Annotated in this window: 11 protein-coding genes; 5 read left to right on the forward strand and 6 right to left on the reverse strand. The window is 48.9% G+C overall.

Translation table 11 applies throughout. The features are described 5' to 3' along the window. The first annotated feature begins 126 nt into the window (after nucleotides 1–126). Nucleotides 127–1,203, forward strand: coding sequence for an aldose 1-epimerase family protein (locus tag J4G02_00935; GenBank protein ID MCE2393160.1), 1,077 nt, complete (start codon nucleotides 127–129; stop codon nucleotides 1,201–1,203). Between the two features lie 27 nt (nucleotides 1,204–1,230). On the opposite strand, the gene J4G02_00940 is transcribed toward J4G02_00935, so the two are convergent. The 4 genes from J4G02_00940 to J4G02_00955 form a co-directional block, all read right to left on the reverse strand. Next, nucleotides 1,231–1,698, reverse strand: coding sequence for a DUF2007 domain-containing protein (locus tag J4G02_00940; GenBank protein MCE2393161.1), 468 nt, complete (start codon nucleotides 1,696–1,698; stop codon nucleotides 1,231–1,233). A gap of 46 nt (nucleotides 1,699–1,744) precedes the next feature. Then, nucleotides 1,745–3,484 carry an arylsulfatase gene (locus J4G02_00945; protein MCE2393162.1) on the reverse strand — a complete coding sequence of 580 codons (1,740 nt, stop codon included), beginning with the start codon at nucleotides 3,482–3,484 and terminating at the stop codon, nucleotides 1,745–1,747. Beyond that, nucleotides 3,468–5,303 carry a RecQ family ATP-dependent DNA helicase gene (locus J4G02_00950; protein ID MCE2393163.1) on the reverse strand — a complete coding sequence of 612 codons (1,836 nt, stop codon included), beginning with the start codon at nucleotides 5,301–5,303 and terminating at the stop codon, nucleotides 3,468–3,470. The genes J4G02_00945 and J4G02_00950 overlap by 17 nt, the downstream gene beginning before the upstream one ends. 162 nt (nucleotides 5,304–5,465) lie before the next feature. Beyond that, a complete protein-coding gene (locus J4G02_00955) occupies nucleotides 5,466–6,107 on the reverse strand; it encodes a sigma-70 family RNA polymerase sigma factor (GenBank protein ID MCE2393164.1) in 642 nt (213 codons plus the stop codon). 268 nt (nucleotides 6,108–6,375) lie between these two features. Here J4G02_00955 and J4G02_00960 point away from each other — a divergent pair, with 268 nt between their 5' ends. Both J4G02_00960 and cysC read left to right on the forward strand, forming a co-directional pair. After that, nucleotides 6,376–7,785, forward strand: a complete 1,410-nt coding sequence (locus tag J4G02_00960) for a HAMP domain-containing protein (GenBank protein ID MCE2393165.1) — start codon at nucleotides 6,376–6,378, stop codon at nucleotides 7,783–7,785. Nucleotides 7,786–7,794: 9 nt separating this feature from the next. Further along, a complete protein-coding gene (gene cysC / locus J4G02_00965) occupies nucleotides 7,795–8,409 on the forward strand; it encodes an adenylyl-sulfate kinase (protein ID MCE2393166.1) in 615 nt (204 codons plus the stop codon). Between the two features lie 194 nt (nucleotides 8,410–8,603). On the opposite strand, the gene J4G02_00970 is transcribed toward cysC, so the two are convergent. Then, nucleotides 8,604–9,824 carry a radical SAM protein gene (locus J4G02_00970; GenBank protein MCE2393167.1) on the reverse strand — a complete coding sequence of 407 codons (1,221 nt, stop codon included), beginning with the start codon at nucleotides 9,822–9,824 and terminating at the stop codon, nucleotides 8,604–8,606. Nucleotides 9,825–9,916: 92 nt separating this feature from the next. Further along, on the reverse strand, nucleotides 9,917–11,122 hold the full coding sequence (locus J4G02_00975) for a glycosyltransferase family 2 protein (GenBank protein ID MCE2393168.1): 1,206 nt from the start codon (nucleotides 11,120–11,122) through the stop codon (nucleotides 9,917–9,919). Between the two features lie 183 nt (nucleotides 11,123–11,305). Here J4G02_00975 and J4G02_00980 point away from each other — a divergent pair, with 183 nt between their 5' ends. Together J4G02_00980 and dgoD are read left to right on the forward strand one after the other, a co-directional pair. Next, on the forward strand, nucleotides 11,306–14,020 hold the full coding sequence (locus J4G02_00980) for a UxaA family hydrolase (protein ID MCE2393169.1): 2,715 nt from the start codon (nucleotides 11,306–11,308) through the stop codon (nucleotides 14,018–14,020). A gap of 359 nt (nucleotides 14,021–14,379) precedes the next feature. Next, nucleotides 14,380–15,504, forward strand: a complete 1,125-nt coding sequence (gene dgoD, locus J4G02_00985; protein MCE2393170.1) for a galactonate dehydratase — start codon at nucleotides 14,380–14,382, stop codon at nucleotides 15,502–15,504. Nucleotides 15,505–15,509: the final 5 nt, after the last annotated feature.

Consider the following 15,509-nt stretch of genomic DNA (forward strand, 5'->3'; position numbering starts at 1 on the left):
CAACGCAAAACCGTGCTAAAGCAATCTGTATCCAAAGCACAAATGCTTGGGCTTTAGACCTAAAGGATTTTTTGGTAATTGTTAAATGATTCTGCATGAGCATAATTCATCTAAAGGAGGATAAACATGCCACAACTTTTCGGAGGTCAGTACACTAAACAGCAGTTATTGGAATTGGTCGGCGATATGACCCAACTGGCAGGAGCCCGCCGGGCGGAATTGATTGAGGGAAATGAACGCGGCTCTGATTTGATTGAAGTTTTCAACGCCTCTGGGCTCTGTTTTTCGATTCTGCCGGGGCGTTCCCTTGATGTTGCCTCCGCCCACTATAAGGGTATGTCCCTAGGCTTTCGTGGAAGTACCGGCGATGTGGGACCTGCCTTTTACGAACCTCAGGGTTATGGGTGGATGCGCGGCTTTTTTGGTGGGTTGGTGACCAGTTGTGGTATGATCTTCACCGGTCATCCTGAAGTAGATCCTGAAGAAGAAAACGAAGAACTTGGACTTCACGGTCGTCTCTCCTTTATTCCAGCCAAAGGTGTTGTTGCTGAGTGCGGTTGGGAGGGTGAGGATTACGTGGTTCGGGTCCGAGGAAAGATGCGTGAGGCGGTGGTCTTCGGAACGAATCTGGAACTCACTCGAGAAATCTCTACGGTACTAGGTGAAAAATGTCTGCGGATTTATGACCGTATTGAGAATCTCAGTGTGGATCGTTCACCGTTGATGTTTGTCTATCATACAAACCCCGGCTTTCCAATCTTGGATGCTGGTAGCCGCGTGCTAATCAATAGTGAGAAAAGTACAGAATGGTTGGAAGACAGGGAAGTCAGTCCTGAAGATTACGCCGTGGCGCGTGAACCGCAGCAGGATGCACACGATGATGTATACATACACCGGCCCATCGCAGATGAGGAAGGGATCGTACATGTAGGGTTGATTAACGACAATCTACAACTTGGCCTTTACTGGAAATTTCCTATTGGAGAGATGCCGGTCGTTACCCATTGGCAACACTTCCACAGAGGCACCTATGTAACCGGCATCGAACCCGGCAATGTCAGTATGTTGGGACGCGCTTGGAATCGTAAGTACGGCTATCTGCAATATATCCAGCCCGGCGAAACCCGTGAGTTTCATCTGGAAATCGGCATTCTGGAGGGTGAAAGCGAAATTCGTGAGCTGGAGCAGCGGATTGGTGGGTAATCGTCCGGTTGCCAAATCGGTGAAGAGCTACTTAAACAGGTGTTCGCATTCCCGACACTTCCATTGTTTCTTAAGGAATGGAAGGGGGACGGTTAAAATCACCCAAGAAGCAAATACCAGACGGCGCGAGAACTTCTCATAATACACATTTTCTGAACCACATTGCGGACAACGGATCTCACTAGTAACATCGCTTCCCTGATCCATCTCGGCATCTGACGGGGTTGGTTCACTCTCAACTGCATCTGGGTTCAAAACGGCTGGAAGAAGTTCGTTCGCTCGTTCGACATCTGCTGCCTTTACCCGCACCCCAACACCACCAATGGCATTTGAGTAAAGCCAATTCATAGTGATGGTGTGCTCATTGGTGACAAAACACTCGATACCCTCTGATTCCAGCCACGCCACAACCGGATCCGCTTCGGTCGGATGACTAAAGTTAGCGACTGTGATGAGTCCGTCTTCGCCCGTGTCGGGATTCACTGTAGCTGGCATTTTTAACTCCTTTATCGCAAACGAAAAAGCACAGATCTTCACACGATTAAGCTACTTTTGTCACATAAACGTAGTAAGCACCGATTGACTCCCCCATATCATCAGTCAGAAATGTCTGTAGCTGCATCTCACCGGCGGTAAGGCGAAAAGTAAAAGTAACGCCCTCTACCTCCGGATCAATCGATTGTGTTGCCTCCTGATCGCCGACACGTAAATGGGCGGTTTTCAGATTGAGGGCTTTCCCACCATGATACCAATCGATGATTTCACCGGGAAGCCCAGCGGTAAGCGGCTTATCTTCCTCTTTGGGCCAACGCCGCAGCTCAAAGGCGTACTCCCCATCCTCAGCGATCTCGATTGCCCAATATCCGTTACACACAAGCCCCTGACGAATATGCCCTTGACTCCAAGCGTGCTGTTCACCGTGCCAATCGTGGGTGGTCAAGACGGGCTTTTTTTCGTTCTCCGTACCCAATACAATCGGCGGATCTTCACTAAAACGCGGCGATACCAGTTCCCACCACGCTTCGTAATGTTCCCGCAATTCCGCGACAACCTCCGGATGGTCAGCGGCAATATCGTTGCGTTGTTCCGGATCGACCTCTATATCGTAAAGTTCAACGCCGTTAATCAGACGCCAACGTTGCGTCATGGTCGCGCTCTGTTTCCACTTGATAGGGTGTTCAACGCGCTGAGAGTCGGTCACGACGACGCGTTCAGGTAGTGTTTCCGTTTCGCCCTTGAGTAGTGGTGCGAGACTCATACCGTGAAAACTACCCGCTCCAAAATCAGCCTGCGAAACCTCTAGCTGGCAGAGGTCAATCAACGTTGGAAGTAGATCGATATTCGCAGTGAGTTGGTCAATATCCCTACCTTCTGTGAATCCACCGTTGGGCCAATACATGAAAAGCGGCACACGATGTCCGCCCTCGTATTCCGAACCTTTCCTCCCGCGCCTTCCTGCATTAAAACCTTCTCTGACGAATTGATTCTGGTCGAGCGTACAACCTTCGGCGGAACCGTTGTCAGTCATAAAAATAAGAATGGTGTTATCTTCAATCCCAAGTTCGCCGAGATGATTCCTGAGCCGCGCCAGATTCTCGTCGATATTGACAATCATACCGTAAAAGTTGGCTCTGGCGTCGGGGATACGTCCATGATACGGTTCACTGTAGCCGTTTGGGACACGGTAAGGACCGTGTGGGGCGTTGGTTGGCAGATAGCAGAAGAAAGGACGCTCTCTGTTTCTTTCAATAAACTGCATCGCTTGGTTGAACCAAATATCGGTGCAATACCCCTCAAACGGTTCCTTGACCCCATTACGGGCATAAGTATCGTCGAAGTAATCATTTCCCCAATGATCTGGTGTTTGGCTAATTCCACCGCCGCCGTGATAAAGTGCTTCCTCAAAACCTCGGTCGTGGGGTCTGTAGGGATAATTGTCCCCTAGGTGCCACTTGCCGAACATGCCGGTTTTGTAACCGTTTGCCCGAAAAATATCCGCCATCGTGCGTTCATCGTTGCGGAGAAGCGATCGACCGCCGATAGTATGCCACACGCCGGTGCAGTTACAGTAACGCCCGGTCATTATACCTGCTCGCGTTGGAGCGCAGGTAGGACCGACATGAAGGTTGGTCAAACGAAGGCTCTCGCTATGCATAGCATCCAGATTCGGTGTTTCGATTATCGGATTCCCATGACAACTGAAATCCCCGTAGCCTTGGTCATCGGTGATGACAAAGACGAGATTTGGTTTCTGTTCAATAGAATCATTGGATATTGGCATTATCATTTTCCTTATTCAGGGGGACCAAGCGCAGATTCGGATCGCACAGATCACAGCTTCCGCAACGGTAATCCGCTTCGATGGTCTCTCCGAAATACTCGCGTACTAATCGCCCGCGACACCCTTCTGCGAGCGAATAAAAGACAATCTGATCAATCTGACGGTTTTTACTAAGAAGATAGTCCTCAAATCCCATCTGATCTGCGGACATCGAGGCGAAGAGATCGCTGTCCTCAAGTAACTCTATCAATACCAAATCTTCCGTCCCCCAATACCTCAGATACTCTGCACTCTGCAAGTCAATTAGCTGCTCCATGAGCTGGTCGGGACGCAAATTCAATCCTCTACAAAAATCTAAGACGTTTAATTCCGATTGAGAGCGCAAGTGGCGTAGTAAAACTTTCTGTGATTCGTCGATAATTTCCTCGGTCAGGCTAGACTCAAACAGACGCGTTCTCACCGAGAGTCTTGAAGGGACGTTATACAATCTCCGCAGGAAACCGAGTTTCTCCAGGTAGCTAATCCCGACTCGGATTTTGTCCGCATTGAAATCACTCAGTTCTAGGTCTTCCACCGCAAACATCCGAAGGTTGCCGACTGAGGGGAAGGTTTCGATCAGTTTCAGGAGTTTGAGAAGATCCGGTTTATTGGGTGCGCTCTCGTTAACGAACCACTCGTGCAACCCTCGATCGTCCGGGCAATAAAGCAGGATACAGTGTGCGGTCTCTCCATCACGGCCAGCGCGCCCCGCTTCTTGATAGTACTGCTCTAGCGTTCCCGTCATCGTCCAATGAATGATATATCGAATGTCGGATTTGTCAATTCCCATTCCGAACGCATTAGTAGCAACAACCAGATCGAGTCCTTCAGGTCCATCGTCGAAGAACCGATCTTGCACCCGTTTGCGCTCAACATCTGTGCGTCCAGCATGATAAAAATCGGCGCGGTGCCCGCGCTTCTTTAAGTGCGACGCAATCTCCTCAGTTTCCCGCCGCCGTCCGGCGTACACAATCCCCTTCCCCTCCCGCTGCTGCAAATATTCATCGAGCAGTGCATACTTCTCAGCCTCTATCAAAGCTTCACAAACACTGAATTTCAAGTTGAGACGTTCGATACCACGAGTGAAGACTTGGGGCGGTTGAATCTCTAAGTGTTCCAGAATGTCTTTCCGTACACCATGGGTTGCCGTCGCTGTGAACAGGGCAATTGAGCTCGGATGCAATTCACGGATAGCGTCGCGGAGTGCAAGGTAGGAAGGGCGAAAATCGTGTCCCCATTGGGAGATACAGTGTGCTTCGTCAATCACAAACAGGGAGATCTGGTGTGAGTTAAGCAGGTTCAGAAACCGACGACTCCGAAAACGCTCTGGAGCGATATAGAGCAGCTTGATTTCCCCACGTTCTAAGCGTTCCAATTCCGCACGGTATTCCTCCCAGCTCAGGCTGCTGTTGAGCAGTGCCACCGCATAAATCCTTTGCTCACGCAACGCATCGACCTGATCTTTCATCAAAGAGATCAGTGGAGACACAACCACAGTTATCCCCGGTAGCATCAACGCTGGTAACTGATAGCAAAGGGATTTGCCATAGCCGGTTGGGAACGCCGCAAGAATATTCTCTCCCTTCAGAATCTTTTCAACAACTTCACGCTGTCCCTCCCGAAAGTCGGCGTAACCAAAATACTTTTGGAGTGCTGGGAGTAATTCGTCCGCGGTTTCATCTTGCAGGTCAGCCACCGAGACCGGAGAGGATATAGGCGAGGCACCCGGTGTATTGAGGAGTTCATCTATATTTTGAAGAAGCTCTTGTGGGGTTTTCATATAAAAAATCGGGTATCATCCAATCGGTGTTCACCGGAGATACCTTTTACGAATTTTTATGTTCAGTTGTCTCAGCAGCAGCGATTTACACCATTTGTCTCGGTAGGACTTATTTTATCATAACGGTGCATTTTAGGGAAGTTTTCTTTCGCCATATCCGATTTAAGAATTGAGTGCCCATTCCAGTTTTTCGTTTTTCAGGTATGGAATCAGAAGTGTTCGGAGGCGTTTATGGGCATGGTGGAGATGCGCTTTGATTGTGCCTTCAGAGCGATCCAATTGCGCGGCAATCTCCTTCAATTGAAGTCCATCGTGATATCGCAGATTAAAGACATGCTGCTGTTTGGGAGGGAGTTGCTGTACCGCTTGACCAATGATTTGCCCAAGTTCTTTGGTTTCTATCTGATCTGGCGGCAATGGGTTTACATCGTTAAGCGTCACTTCATCATTACTGCCTGTGGGTAAGTCCTCAAACGACAAAGTCTGCCCCCGTTTTTGTTGGCGAATGAAGTCAATACACAGATTGATGGCAATCCGGTAAAGCCAACTATAAAATGCCGATTGTCGCTTGAAATTGGGCAGGGCGCGGTAGGCTTTGATAAAGATCTCTTGAGAAAGATCCTTCGCGGTTTCAGAGTTATGCACATACTTATAAACCAAGTTGTAGATCTTTCCATGATATCTGTTGACTAGTTCATTAAAAACTTCATGCTCACCGTCCTGAAATCGTTCGACCAGTTCTTTTTCGTCAGTAGGCAGAGATGTATGTGTTGAAGGTATGGATGAAGTATTACGTTGAATCACGTTGCATTCTCCTTTGTAGTGCGAAGCGGGCGGTACATACAAATACGCAGCCGCCGATACCAATCTCTTTATTACACACTAACCTGTATCAAATTGTTCCCAACTGTATCAATTTTTTCTCATTTCCTGAACTGCTATAGTTAGTGCTTTCAACTTGACATCCAGCTTGAATCTCGGCTATAGTAATGAATCAGCCCCGATTTATCGGGGGTTCAAAATAGTGAGATAACCAATCCAGTTTTGGTTTGCAAACTAGAGTGCAAGTATATTGCCATTAATTCTTATGCGCCGATATAGCATTCAAAACAAAATTGTTCTTCCGTTTATTCTGCTCTTCACGGTGGTTGTTCTCATCGTGCCAGTCATTACGATTGCGCTTTTTGATCGAAAATACGATGAACAGGTTAGCCGTGAGACCCAAGAGTGGCTTAAGACGATTGAAGACACCGGCTTTATTCACCAGCCAGAGAAGGTGAAGGAGGCGTACGGTGCGGAAGTGACGGTCGTGAGTAGCGACAACACCGTAAATTACACCACCCTCTCCGGAGATTGGGCCAATTTCGCTGATGATATGAAGTTGAACGAAATCCGTAAACGCATCAAGGAATCAGACCTGGACCTTGTTTCACAAAATGTGATAGTCAATAGCAAACACTATAAAGTTATCTATTACCTGCAGGCGTATGATCGGTTGTATTGCCTGATGCGTCCTATAGATAAAATCGCCGATGCAAAACGGGACATAACTTTATTAATGCTCGGGATTGCCGCTGTCGTCATCTTATTAGTTGCGCTTATCAGCCATCTTATTGGGCGGAATCTTACCAATCCAATCAAGGATTTGGTACAATTCACGCGGAAGGTTGCCGGGGGTAACTTGAACGAGCAATGCGAGGTGAAGATGCACGACGAAATTGGCGACCTCACTGTTGCGTTTAATCAAATGACGCGTGACCTGCGAAATTCACGAAATGAGCTGATAAGTGCTGAACGCCTCGCCACAGCGGGCAAGATGGCAGCATCCTTTGCCCACGAGATCCGGAATCCACTCTCATCGATGCAGATGCTAGCGCAGATGCTAATGCGAAAGGAAGATCTCTTGGAAGCGAGGCGAAAACAGTCGATGCAATATATCCTTGAGGAAATTGAACGGATTGATGTTATTGTCAAAGGGTTCATGGATTTCGCCCGTCCTGCCTCTCTTAATCCTGCGCTCCACGATCTGAATCAGGTGTTACAGGGGGTCTTGGATCTGATGGAGGCTAACCTAAATCATCATCAAATCTCGCTAATCAAGAAATTTGCGCCCAACCTTCCACCGGTTTCGTTGGATCGGGATAAGTTGAAACAGGCGTTTATGAATATCGTATTAAATGCTATGGACGCCATGCCAGAAGGCGGTGCTTTGAAAATCGTGACACTACAGGATTCAGACAAGGTCCGTATTGATGTCGTAGACACAGGAATTGGGATCCCACCGGAAGATTTAAATCAACTTTTTGAGCCTTTCTTCACGACAAAATCACAAGGAACCGGGCTTGGGCTGGCAAACGCGAAACGCGTTCTTGAACAACATGGTGGGGATATACAGGGCAGAAGCATTGTTGGACGGGGAACAACAATATCGCTTTGGCTACCACTGTCTAGTGATCCCTCACCTTCAAAATCAAAAAAATAGGAGAATAGTATGGCAGAACAGAAGGCAACGAATATTACGTGGCACGAAGCGAACGTTGTCCAGAAAGATAGGGAGCAGCTGCTCAATCAGAAGGGATGTGTCATCTGGTTCACAGGGTTGTCAGGCTCCGGCAAATCCACACTCGCCTTGGAAGTGGAAAGTCAATTATACCAGCGCGGGCATCTCACCTATGTTCTCGATGGCGATAACATCCGACACGGTCTAAACAAGAACCTGGGCTTCTCGCCGGAAGATCGGGAGGAGAACATCCGCCGTATTGGGGAGGTTGCGAAGTTGTTTGCCGATGCCGGCGTTATTGCGATGACAGCCTTTATTTCGCCCTACCGCACAGATCGAGACAATGCGCGTGACCTACTTGGCGAAGGCCGATTTGTGGAGGTATTCGTTGATTGCCCGTTGGAAGTGTGCGAAGCACGAGATACTAAGGGGTTATATGAGAAGGCGCGGGCAGGCGAGATCAAAGAGTTCACGGGAATCAGTGCACCTTACGAAGCACCGAGCCAACCGGAACTGACGGTGAATACAGACAACCAGAACCTTGAGGAATGCACGGAACGCGTCATTGCCCTCCTCACAAGCAAGGGGCTTATTCCTGCGTCATAATGAGCTTAGGAGTTGGGCAGTTCAGTTTGTAGGAGCGCGATTCATTGCGTGTCCGGATGGACGATAAATCACTTGACTACAAATCTTACCCGTTGCTCCCGACAGGGTAGGTTCAGAATCTCATTAATCGTAGGGGCAACCCTTGTGGTTGCCCAATTCTTTGAATCGTAGTACATCGAGACATTAGTTAAGTTTCAAAATCCCATCAATCCACAGCATCGACGACACACAGGCATAGGACCGTCGGTGCTGATAGAATTGCGAAATTTACGAGCGGCGGTGTTATTCCACATATCCTCGACAGCATCCGTTTTAATATTGCCAATGATGTAGTCATGGTAATCACGGCAGAGGCTAACGTCGCCGTTACTGTCAATTTCCATTGTCATGTAAATGCTGACACACTGATTGTAGCCGAACACTTCCGTGTGGTCGGTGTAGTATCGCTGGATCTCATCTCGTGTGTTGAGTTTTGGCATCATCATCGGTGGGCACCGCCGCGTCTCTTTGGAGAGTTTTTCCATCTGCTCAAACTTATCGAGGATAACACCGTGATCAAAATCTTTCCACGTCCCAATCCAACCGTAGTGGGTTTGGGGCTTGAACCCAAAACGATCCTCAAAATCTTCGGTGTGTGCCTGTGCGGAATGTGAGTCGATCCACCACGTCAGGTACAAGATCTGTGCATCTGCATACTGGTTCGTGAATTTGTAGAGATCAACGACATAGTCGATATTGTACATCGTAACGCAACTGAGCGGGACGATATACGGAAATGCAACATTCCGACGCTTCTTTTCTTCGCTTAATGTTTCAAGGGCTGCCTTTACGTCCTTAAAATTGTCGTAATTCTCCGAAACCCCAGGACGCTGATTGTTGTGAATTTCCTCATTTGGTCCGTCAACGCTCAAATATAGAATTTTGCATGTTTCCAGAATGTCGTCGGCGCGTCTGGCGAGATGGGTCCCATTTGTCACAAGCGAGATTGCCATATCCCGTTCTTTGATGTAATGCAGCAATTCAATCAAACCGGGGTAGAGCATCGGCTCACCGCCCCAGATATACCAGACAGGAGACCAGCCGGCATCAACAACCTGATCGACAAGCCGTTTGTAGTATTCAACGGGAACCTCCCGTTGCTTCAACGATTTGAGAGATTCGCCGAGCAGATATCCGTTATCTCCCCACTGTCCACAGGAGTGACAGCGTAGGTTGCACATATCCGTGATTCGTAGGCTCACTAGTTGGACATCGTCGCCCTTGCCATGCGTGGCACCAAACGGATGCCTCCAATTAAAACTTTCCTTCGCGATCTGATATTTCATGAGTGCGTAGGAAGTTGCCCAATCATCAGACATCGCAGTTGCAAGTTCATTCACAAAAAAACGGGGTGAAACACGACTTCGAATTGCCATAGCCTTCCTCTCTGTTACAGGACACCAAGTCTAAATAAACTTATGAACTCTTAAATACTTAAACCGACCTTCCTCCGCTCTACGCCTTGGTTTTACCCTTCTTCTGTGGCCCGCCCTAAAACACGAGACTCTGTCGCTGAAAGAATTTCGTATCGAACACCGCCCCATACAATCTTACTCTGAAATAGCGCGTACACCGCATTCAGCCCTGCGAGAAACATCGCTATCGGTACGACTAGCGAGGCAGCGCGGAGGGTTTCACGTATCTTAGGTATATCTTTCAGCCAGCGGGGCAAATTTCGAGAAAACATGCGAAAGCTTTGGATCTCTATAAATGGAACAAGCAATACGAGGAGAAATCTTCTATCGGCATAGAATGTAAGCGGAATTGAGCCAAGCACAAGCAAAGCCTTCGGCAAAAGTACCAACAAGGTGCCCCACCACTGCGCCTTTAGTCCCATCCGAAAGGTCATCACTATTTGTCGATTGGTAAACTCTATGACCTGTTTCCATGTCCGTTTTTCAGTATGGGTAACTGCGATGCAGTCCGGCACAAAATGAACTTTGCGTTTAAGAGATCTCACCGCATGTGTCAAATTGTGGTCTTCAATAGTTGCGTTGTCCCAACGTTGTAGTACCTTGCTTTTTTCAAAGGATTCACGACGGATTGCGTTGGACCCTCCCCAAACCATAGCGAATGGATGATCGCCCTGCAACGCTATCTGAAAATTGATCCAAACTGCCTCGACAAGCGATGCCGTATTGAAGGTATGTGGAAAATAAAATCTTGCTCCCACTGTCGCGCCGACTGTGTTGTCCTGAAGCGGTTGGACGAGCAGCTTTAGCCAATCTCGCTCGATTGTCGCATCCGCATCGACAAAAGCGATGATCTCAACATCATCTGAAAAGGTTTCAATTGCTGTTATCAGGTTCTGAACCTTCTGTGAACGCGGGAGGGAGTTATCCACAATGTTCGGTGCAAGCAGTGTATGCACATTGGGTTGTCCTTCGGCGATCTCAAGCAGGTACGGATACGACTCATCGTAACCGGATTCCCCCTTTGCGTGCGTGACAAAAAACACTTCATATGAGCCTGCATAATCCTGATTGAGCAGCCGCTTTACATTCTCTGCTGTCTGATCGTCCCAGCCATAGTGCGGTGCGATGATAGCCGCTTTTGGGGTATAATCTGGCCGTTTGGCATTTCTCTCCCGACGTGCATATCGGAATGAGTTGATGATTAGCAGCACTTCAAAGATAAGGACGAAATAGGCTGCTCCAATAATGTATGAAATCATAGGGCAATATGTGCTGAGTGTTTGAAATGATTGATGATTCTACAAAATCCCATCTTAACATACATGAGCGGGTTCAGTCAATATAAAAATAGAAGGAGAATTTGTAAAGTTTATGTCAGTATAAACGGGTGATGTGTTATTATATATACAGATGTTTGAGATTATGTGACAAAGGAGGGTTTTATGGCAAATCAATACGATTTTCAAGAGGTTGGCAGACTACCAGCGCCGAGCGATAACGTAGCAATCACCACGCGAAGAGTAGATGCGGGCGCAGAAATTAACTACGACGTTCATCGTTTTACTGTATCCCATACAATTTTAGAGGGGCACCGGTTCGCAATTCAGGCGATTCCCGAGGGGGAACCACTGTTGTCGTGGGGGTTGCCTTTCGGGGTGGCAATTACTGACCTGTCTCCTGGCGACTATGCTTGTAACCAGAAGATCCTTGACGCACTTGGGATACGCGATATCGACTTCGCGCTACCCTCCCAGCCAAACTTCAAAGATCAAATTGCCCCCTACATCCTTGATGAAAACACATTCCAGCCGGGAGCACAAGTTCCTCGATATGATCACGATAGATCTTTCCTCGGCTATCGGCGAGACGGAGGGCGTGGCGTCGGAACACGAAATTATATTGTTATCATGGGAACCACCTCCCAGACTTCCGGCTATGCGAAGGCGCTTGCAGCCCGATTCCAAGAGGTTAGTGAAAATTACGAAAACATTGACGGAGTCGTCGCCGTAACGCACACCGAGGGCGGGGAGAGCGCAACACCCAATAACCTGGAGATGTTGCTTCGGACACTTGCAGGTTTTACGGTTCATCCCAACATCGGAGCGATCCTAGCTGTTGATTACGGTTCAGAAGTAGTGACGAATCAGATGCTGCAGCGCTATATGGATGAAAACAACTATCCGTTGGAGGCTGTGCCACACCGTTTTCTGAGCATACACGGCGGCTTTGATACCAGTTTGGAGGCAGGCGAAGCAATCATCAAAGAGTGGTTAGGGCCGGTAAACGCAATGCAGCGTACCGAGGAATCTCTCTCCAATGTGAAAATTGCACTTCAATGCGGTGGCTCAGACGCGTTCTCCGGCGTATCGGGCAACCCACTGGCAGCCCACGTTGCAAAGGAAGTTATCCGTTACGGTGGTGCCGCCAATCTCGCAGAAACCGACGAATTGATCGGCGCTGAACCGTATGTGCTACAGAACGCCAGAGATTTTGAGACTGCTCGCACGTTTTTAGACACAATCGAACGATTTAAGGAGCGGGCGCGTTGGCACGGCCATACCGCCGAGGCGAATCCCTCCGGGGGAAACAATTTTCGAGGGTTATACAATATTGTAATCAAATCAATCGGTGCTGCGATGAAACGCGATCCGGAAGTCTGTCTCGATTACGTCATCGACTATAGTGAACGGATGCGTGCGCCGGGCTACTACTTCATGGACAGCCCCGGAAATGACCTTGAAAGTATCGCAGGGCAGGTAGCCTCCGGTTCAAATATGATCTTCTTTGTCACCGGCAACGGATCGATTACGAACTTTCCGTTTGTTCCGACAATCAAAATTGTTACCACTACCCCGCGATACGAAATGTTGAAAAACGACATGGATGTCAACGCCGGTGCTTACCAAGATGGCGTACCGATGCAGGAATTAGGGCAACAGATGCTCGATCTCACCGTCAATGTTGCTGCTGGGGAGCGGTCTGTCGGGGAGAAGGCAGGGCATTCGCAGGTGTCGATATGGCGGAATTGGAAGCAGACAGGACCTGTCAATCCAGAAGCAGTGCTTCCAGCCGACGCTCCAACCGGTGAACCGATCCCAATTCAACTCAATATCCTACAATCAGAACACACTTTTAGTGCTATACAGACCGAAAGCGGTTACCGCAGCGATCAGATCGGGTTGGTCTTGCCGACAAGTCTCTGCTCCGGTCAGATTGCCCAGATGATTGCTGACCGGCTCAACCAAAAAGGGCTCGGGCGCGAACACGGCATTTCGCGCTATGTTGCGTTGGCGCATACAGAGGGGTGTGGCGTATCGGGCGGAAACTCGGAAGATATCTACAGACGCACACTCATCGGGCATCTGATTCACCCAGTGGTTGCCCTCGGGTTACCCTTGGAACATGGCTGTGAAAAAACCCACAACGACTACATCCGCCACGCCCTCACCGAACAGGATATCCCACTTGAACGATACGGTTGGGCGAGTGTGCAGTTGGATGGCGGCATTGATGCAGTGATTCAAAAAGTCGAGGATTGGTTCAGTCGATCCTTGGAATCAATGCCCCGACCCGATTACGCCGAGGTCGGTCTGGAACACCTTCGGATCGGATTGACATCGAGCGGTAAAGTGACAGAAACGGTTGCACAGAGTCTAGCGCATCTCACCCAAACCATCGCCGGTGCAGGTGGAACGGTCGTCGTTCCAGCAAATGTGCCCTTCTTGACTTCACATGCCTATGTTGGGAGCGCGCTTGGCAATCGTTCTCAAGTGAGAAACACCCTGTCTTACGGTCAACCTATCACTGAACCCGGATTTCATGTCATGGAGACCCCCACCGATCATGTTGTGGAAACGTTAACAGGATTGGGTGCGACAGGGGTTGATTTGATGTTCGCGCATGTCGTTGGGCATCCCCTTCAAGCACACCGAATGATTCCGTTGATCCAAGCCACGACGGACGAGACCACAGGGTCAATCTATGAAGCGGATTTGGACCTCCTACCCGCTGATGAGAATTGGACGCCGGAGGGCTTTTCGGCACAAATGTTGGAAACTATCCTAGAGGTCGCCTCGCGCCGCTACACACCCAAACTTTATGGGAAAGGAAACACAGATTTCCAATTTACGCGCGGACTGCTCGGCATTTCGATGTGAAATAAAATCCATTCACAATAGATCATTATTGACTTAAATCTACCGCGGATTCCAAGCAACTTGAGATGATTTTGAATCCTGTAGGTCGATTTTCCAAAATAGACCGCCTTTCGTAGTCATCCCGATACATCGGGATGATCATGGCATAGGAAAATGTCGAAATATGAATCTCGACCTACTCCGTGACTAAGGTGCATTGGTTCATTAATGAACTAGCGAGCTTTCGGCGTCGTTCACTGCAACCTACACCGCTTGATTTTCATCTTGACTGACATATAGGATCGTGCTATCATTGGCATCGGGAACTATCTTTCCGCATTTGGGAACACATCCTAGCAAGTTAATCAGGGGAGGAAACTGTGAAAATCGCAGATCTCAAAGTATTTCCGGTGGGGCAGTTCATATATGTCAAGATCGTGACTGACGAAGGACTATATGGTATTGGAGAAGGCTCGTTAAGCGGCAGATCGTTGGCTGTTGTCGGGGCGTTGGAAAATCATATTAAACCACTCCTGATTGGACAGGACGCTACCCGAATAGAGCATATATGGCAGGACATCTTCCGGGGGACGTTCTGGCGCGGTGGTCCCGTGCTACAATCTGCGCTCGCCGGGGTTGACATTGCGCTGTGGGATCTAGCAGGAAAGGCACTCGGTGTGCCGACCTACCGATTGCTTGGTGGTGCCACGCGGGATAAGGTGCTAGTCTATCGACATACCGGCGGAGGCACACCGGAACAACTCATTGAAACAGCACAGCGACAGTTGGAAGAAGGGTGGAAAGTCTTACGAATCTCGCCTATTGACACCATTGAGGGTGGCTTCAATCAAAAACTCGCAGTTATGCGTGGGGTTGAGCATTTTAGTGCGCTCCGGAAAGCAATCGGGGACGAAGCTGAGATTATCTTTGAGGTGCATACTCGCTTGACGCCAACCCGCGCCATCGAGTTGTGCAACGCAATTGAGGAATATCACCCATTCTTTGTCGAAGATCCCATCCGCTCCGAGAATCCGATCTCGTTTGCGACGCTACGCGAGCATACAAATGTCCCCATTGGCACCGGTGAGCAACTGCCGACGAAATGGATGTTTCGAGAACTGATTGAACAGGAATTAATCGATTACATTCGGGTGGACATCTGTCACAGCGGCGGAATAACGGAAGGAAAGAAGATCGCGACGATGGCGGAAGTCCATTATCAAGAACTAGCGTGTCATTACACCTCAAGTCCTGTTAGTTCCGCAGCGATGTTGCATCTGAATATGTCGATTCCTAACTGTGCGGTGCAAGAGTATGCCCCATCGTCAGGTTGGATGGACGAAGTTATTCAACACGACCTGCGGACAGAGGATGGCTATCTCCTCGCCCCTGAATCACCGGGCTTGGGAATTGACCTGAACGAAGAAGCCGCAGCTGCCTATCCGCCCACACCGGGTGAGCCCCCACATTTGCGACGGGAGGACGGTTCGGTTCAGGATTGGTAATTACT

The organism is Candidatus Poribacteria bacterium (assembly GCA_021295755.1).
In the GTDB taxonomy this organism is placed as follows: domain Bacteria; phylum Poribacteria; class WGA-4E; order WGA-4E; family PCPOR2b; genus PCPOR2b.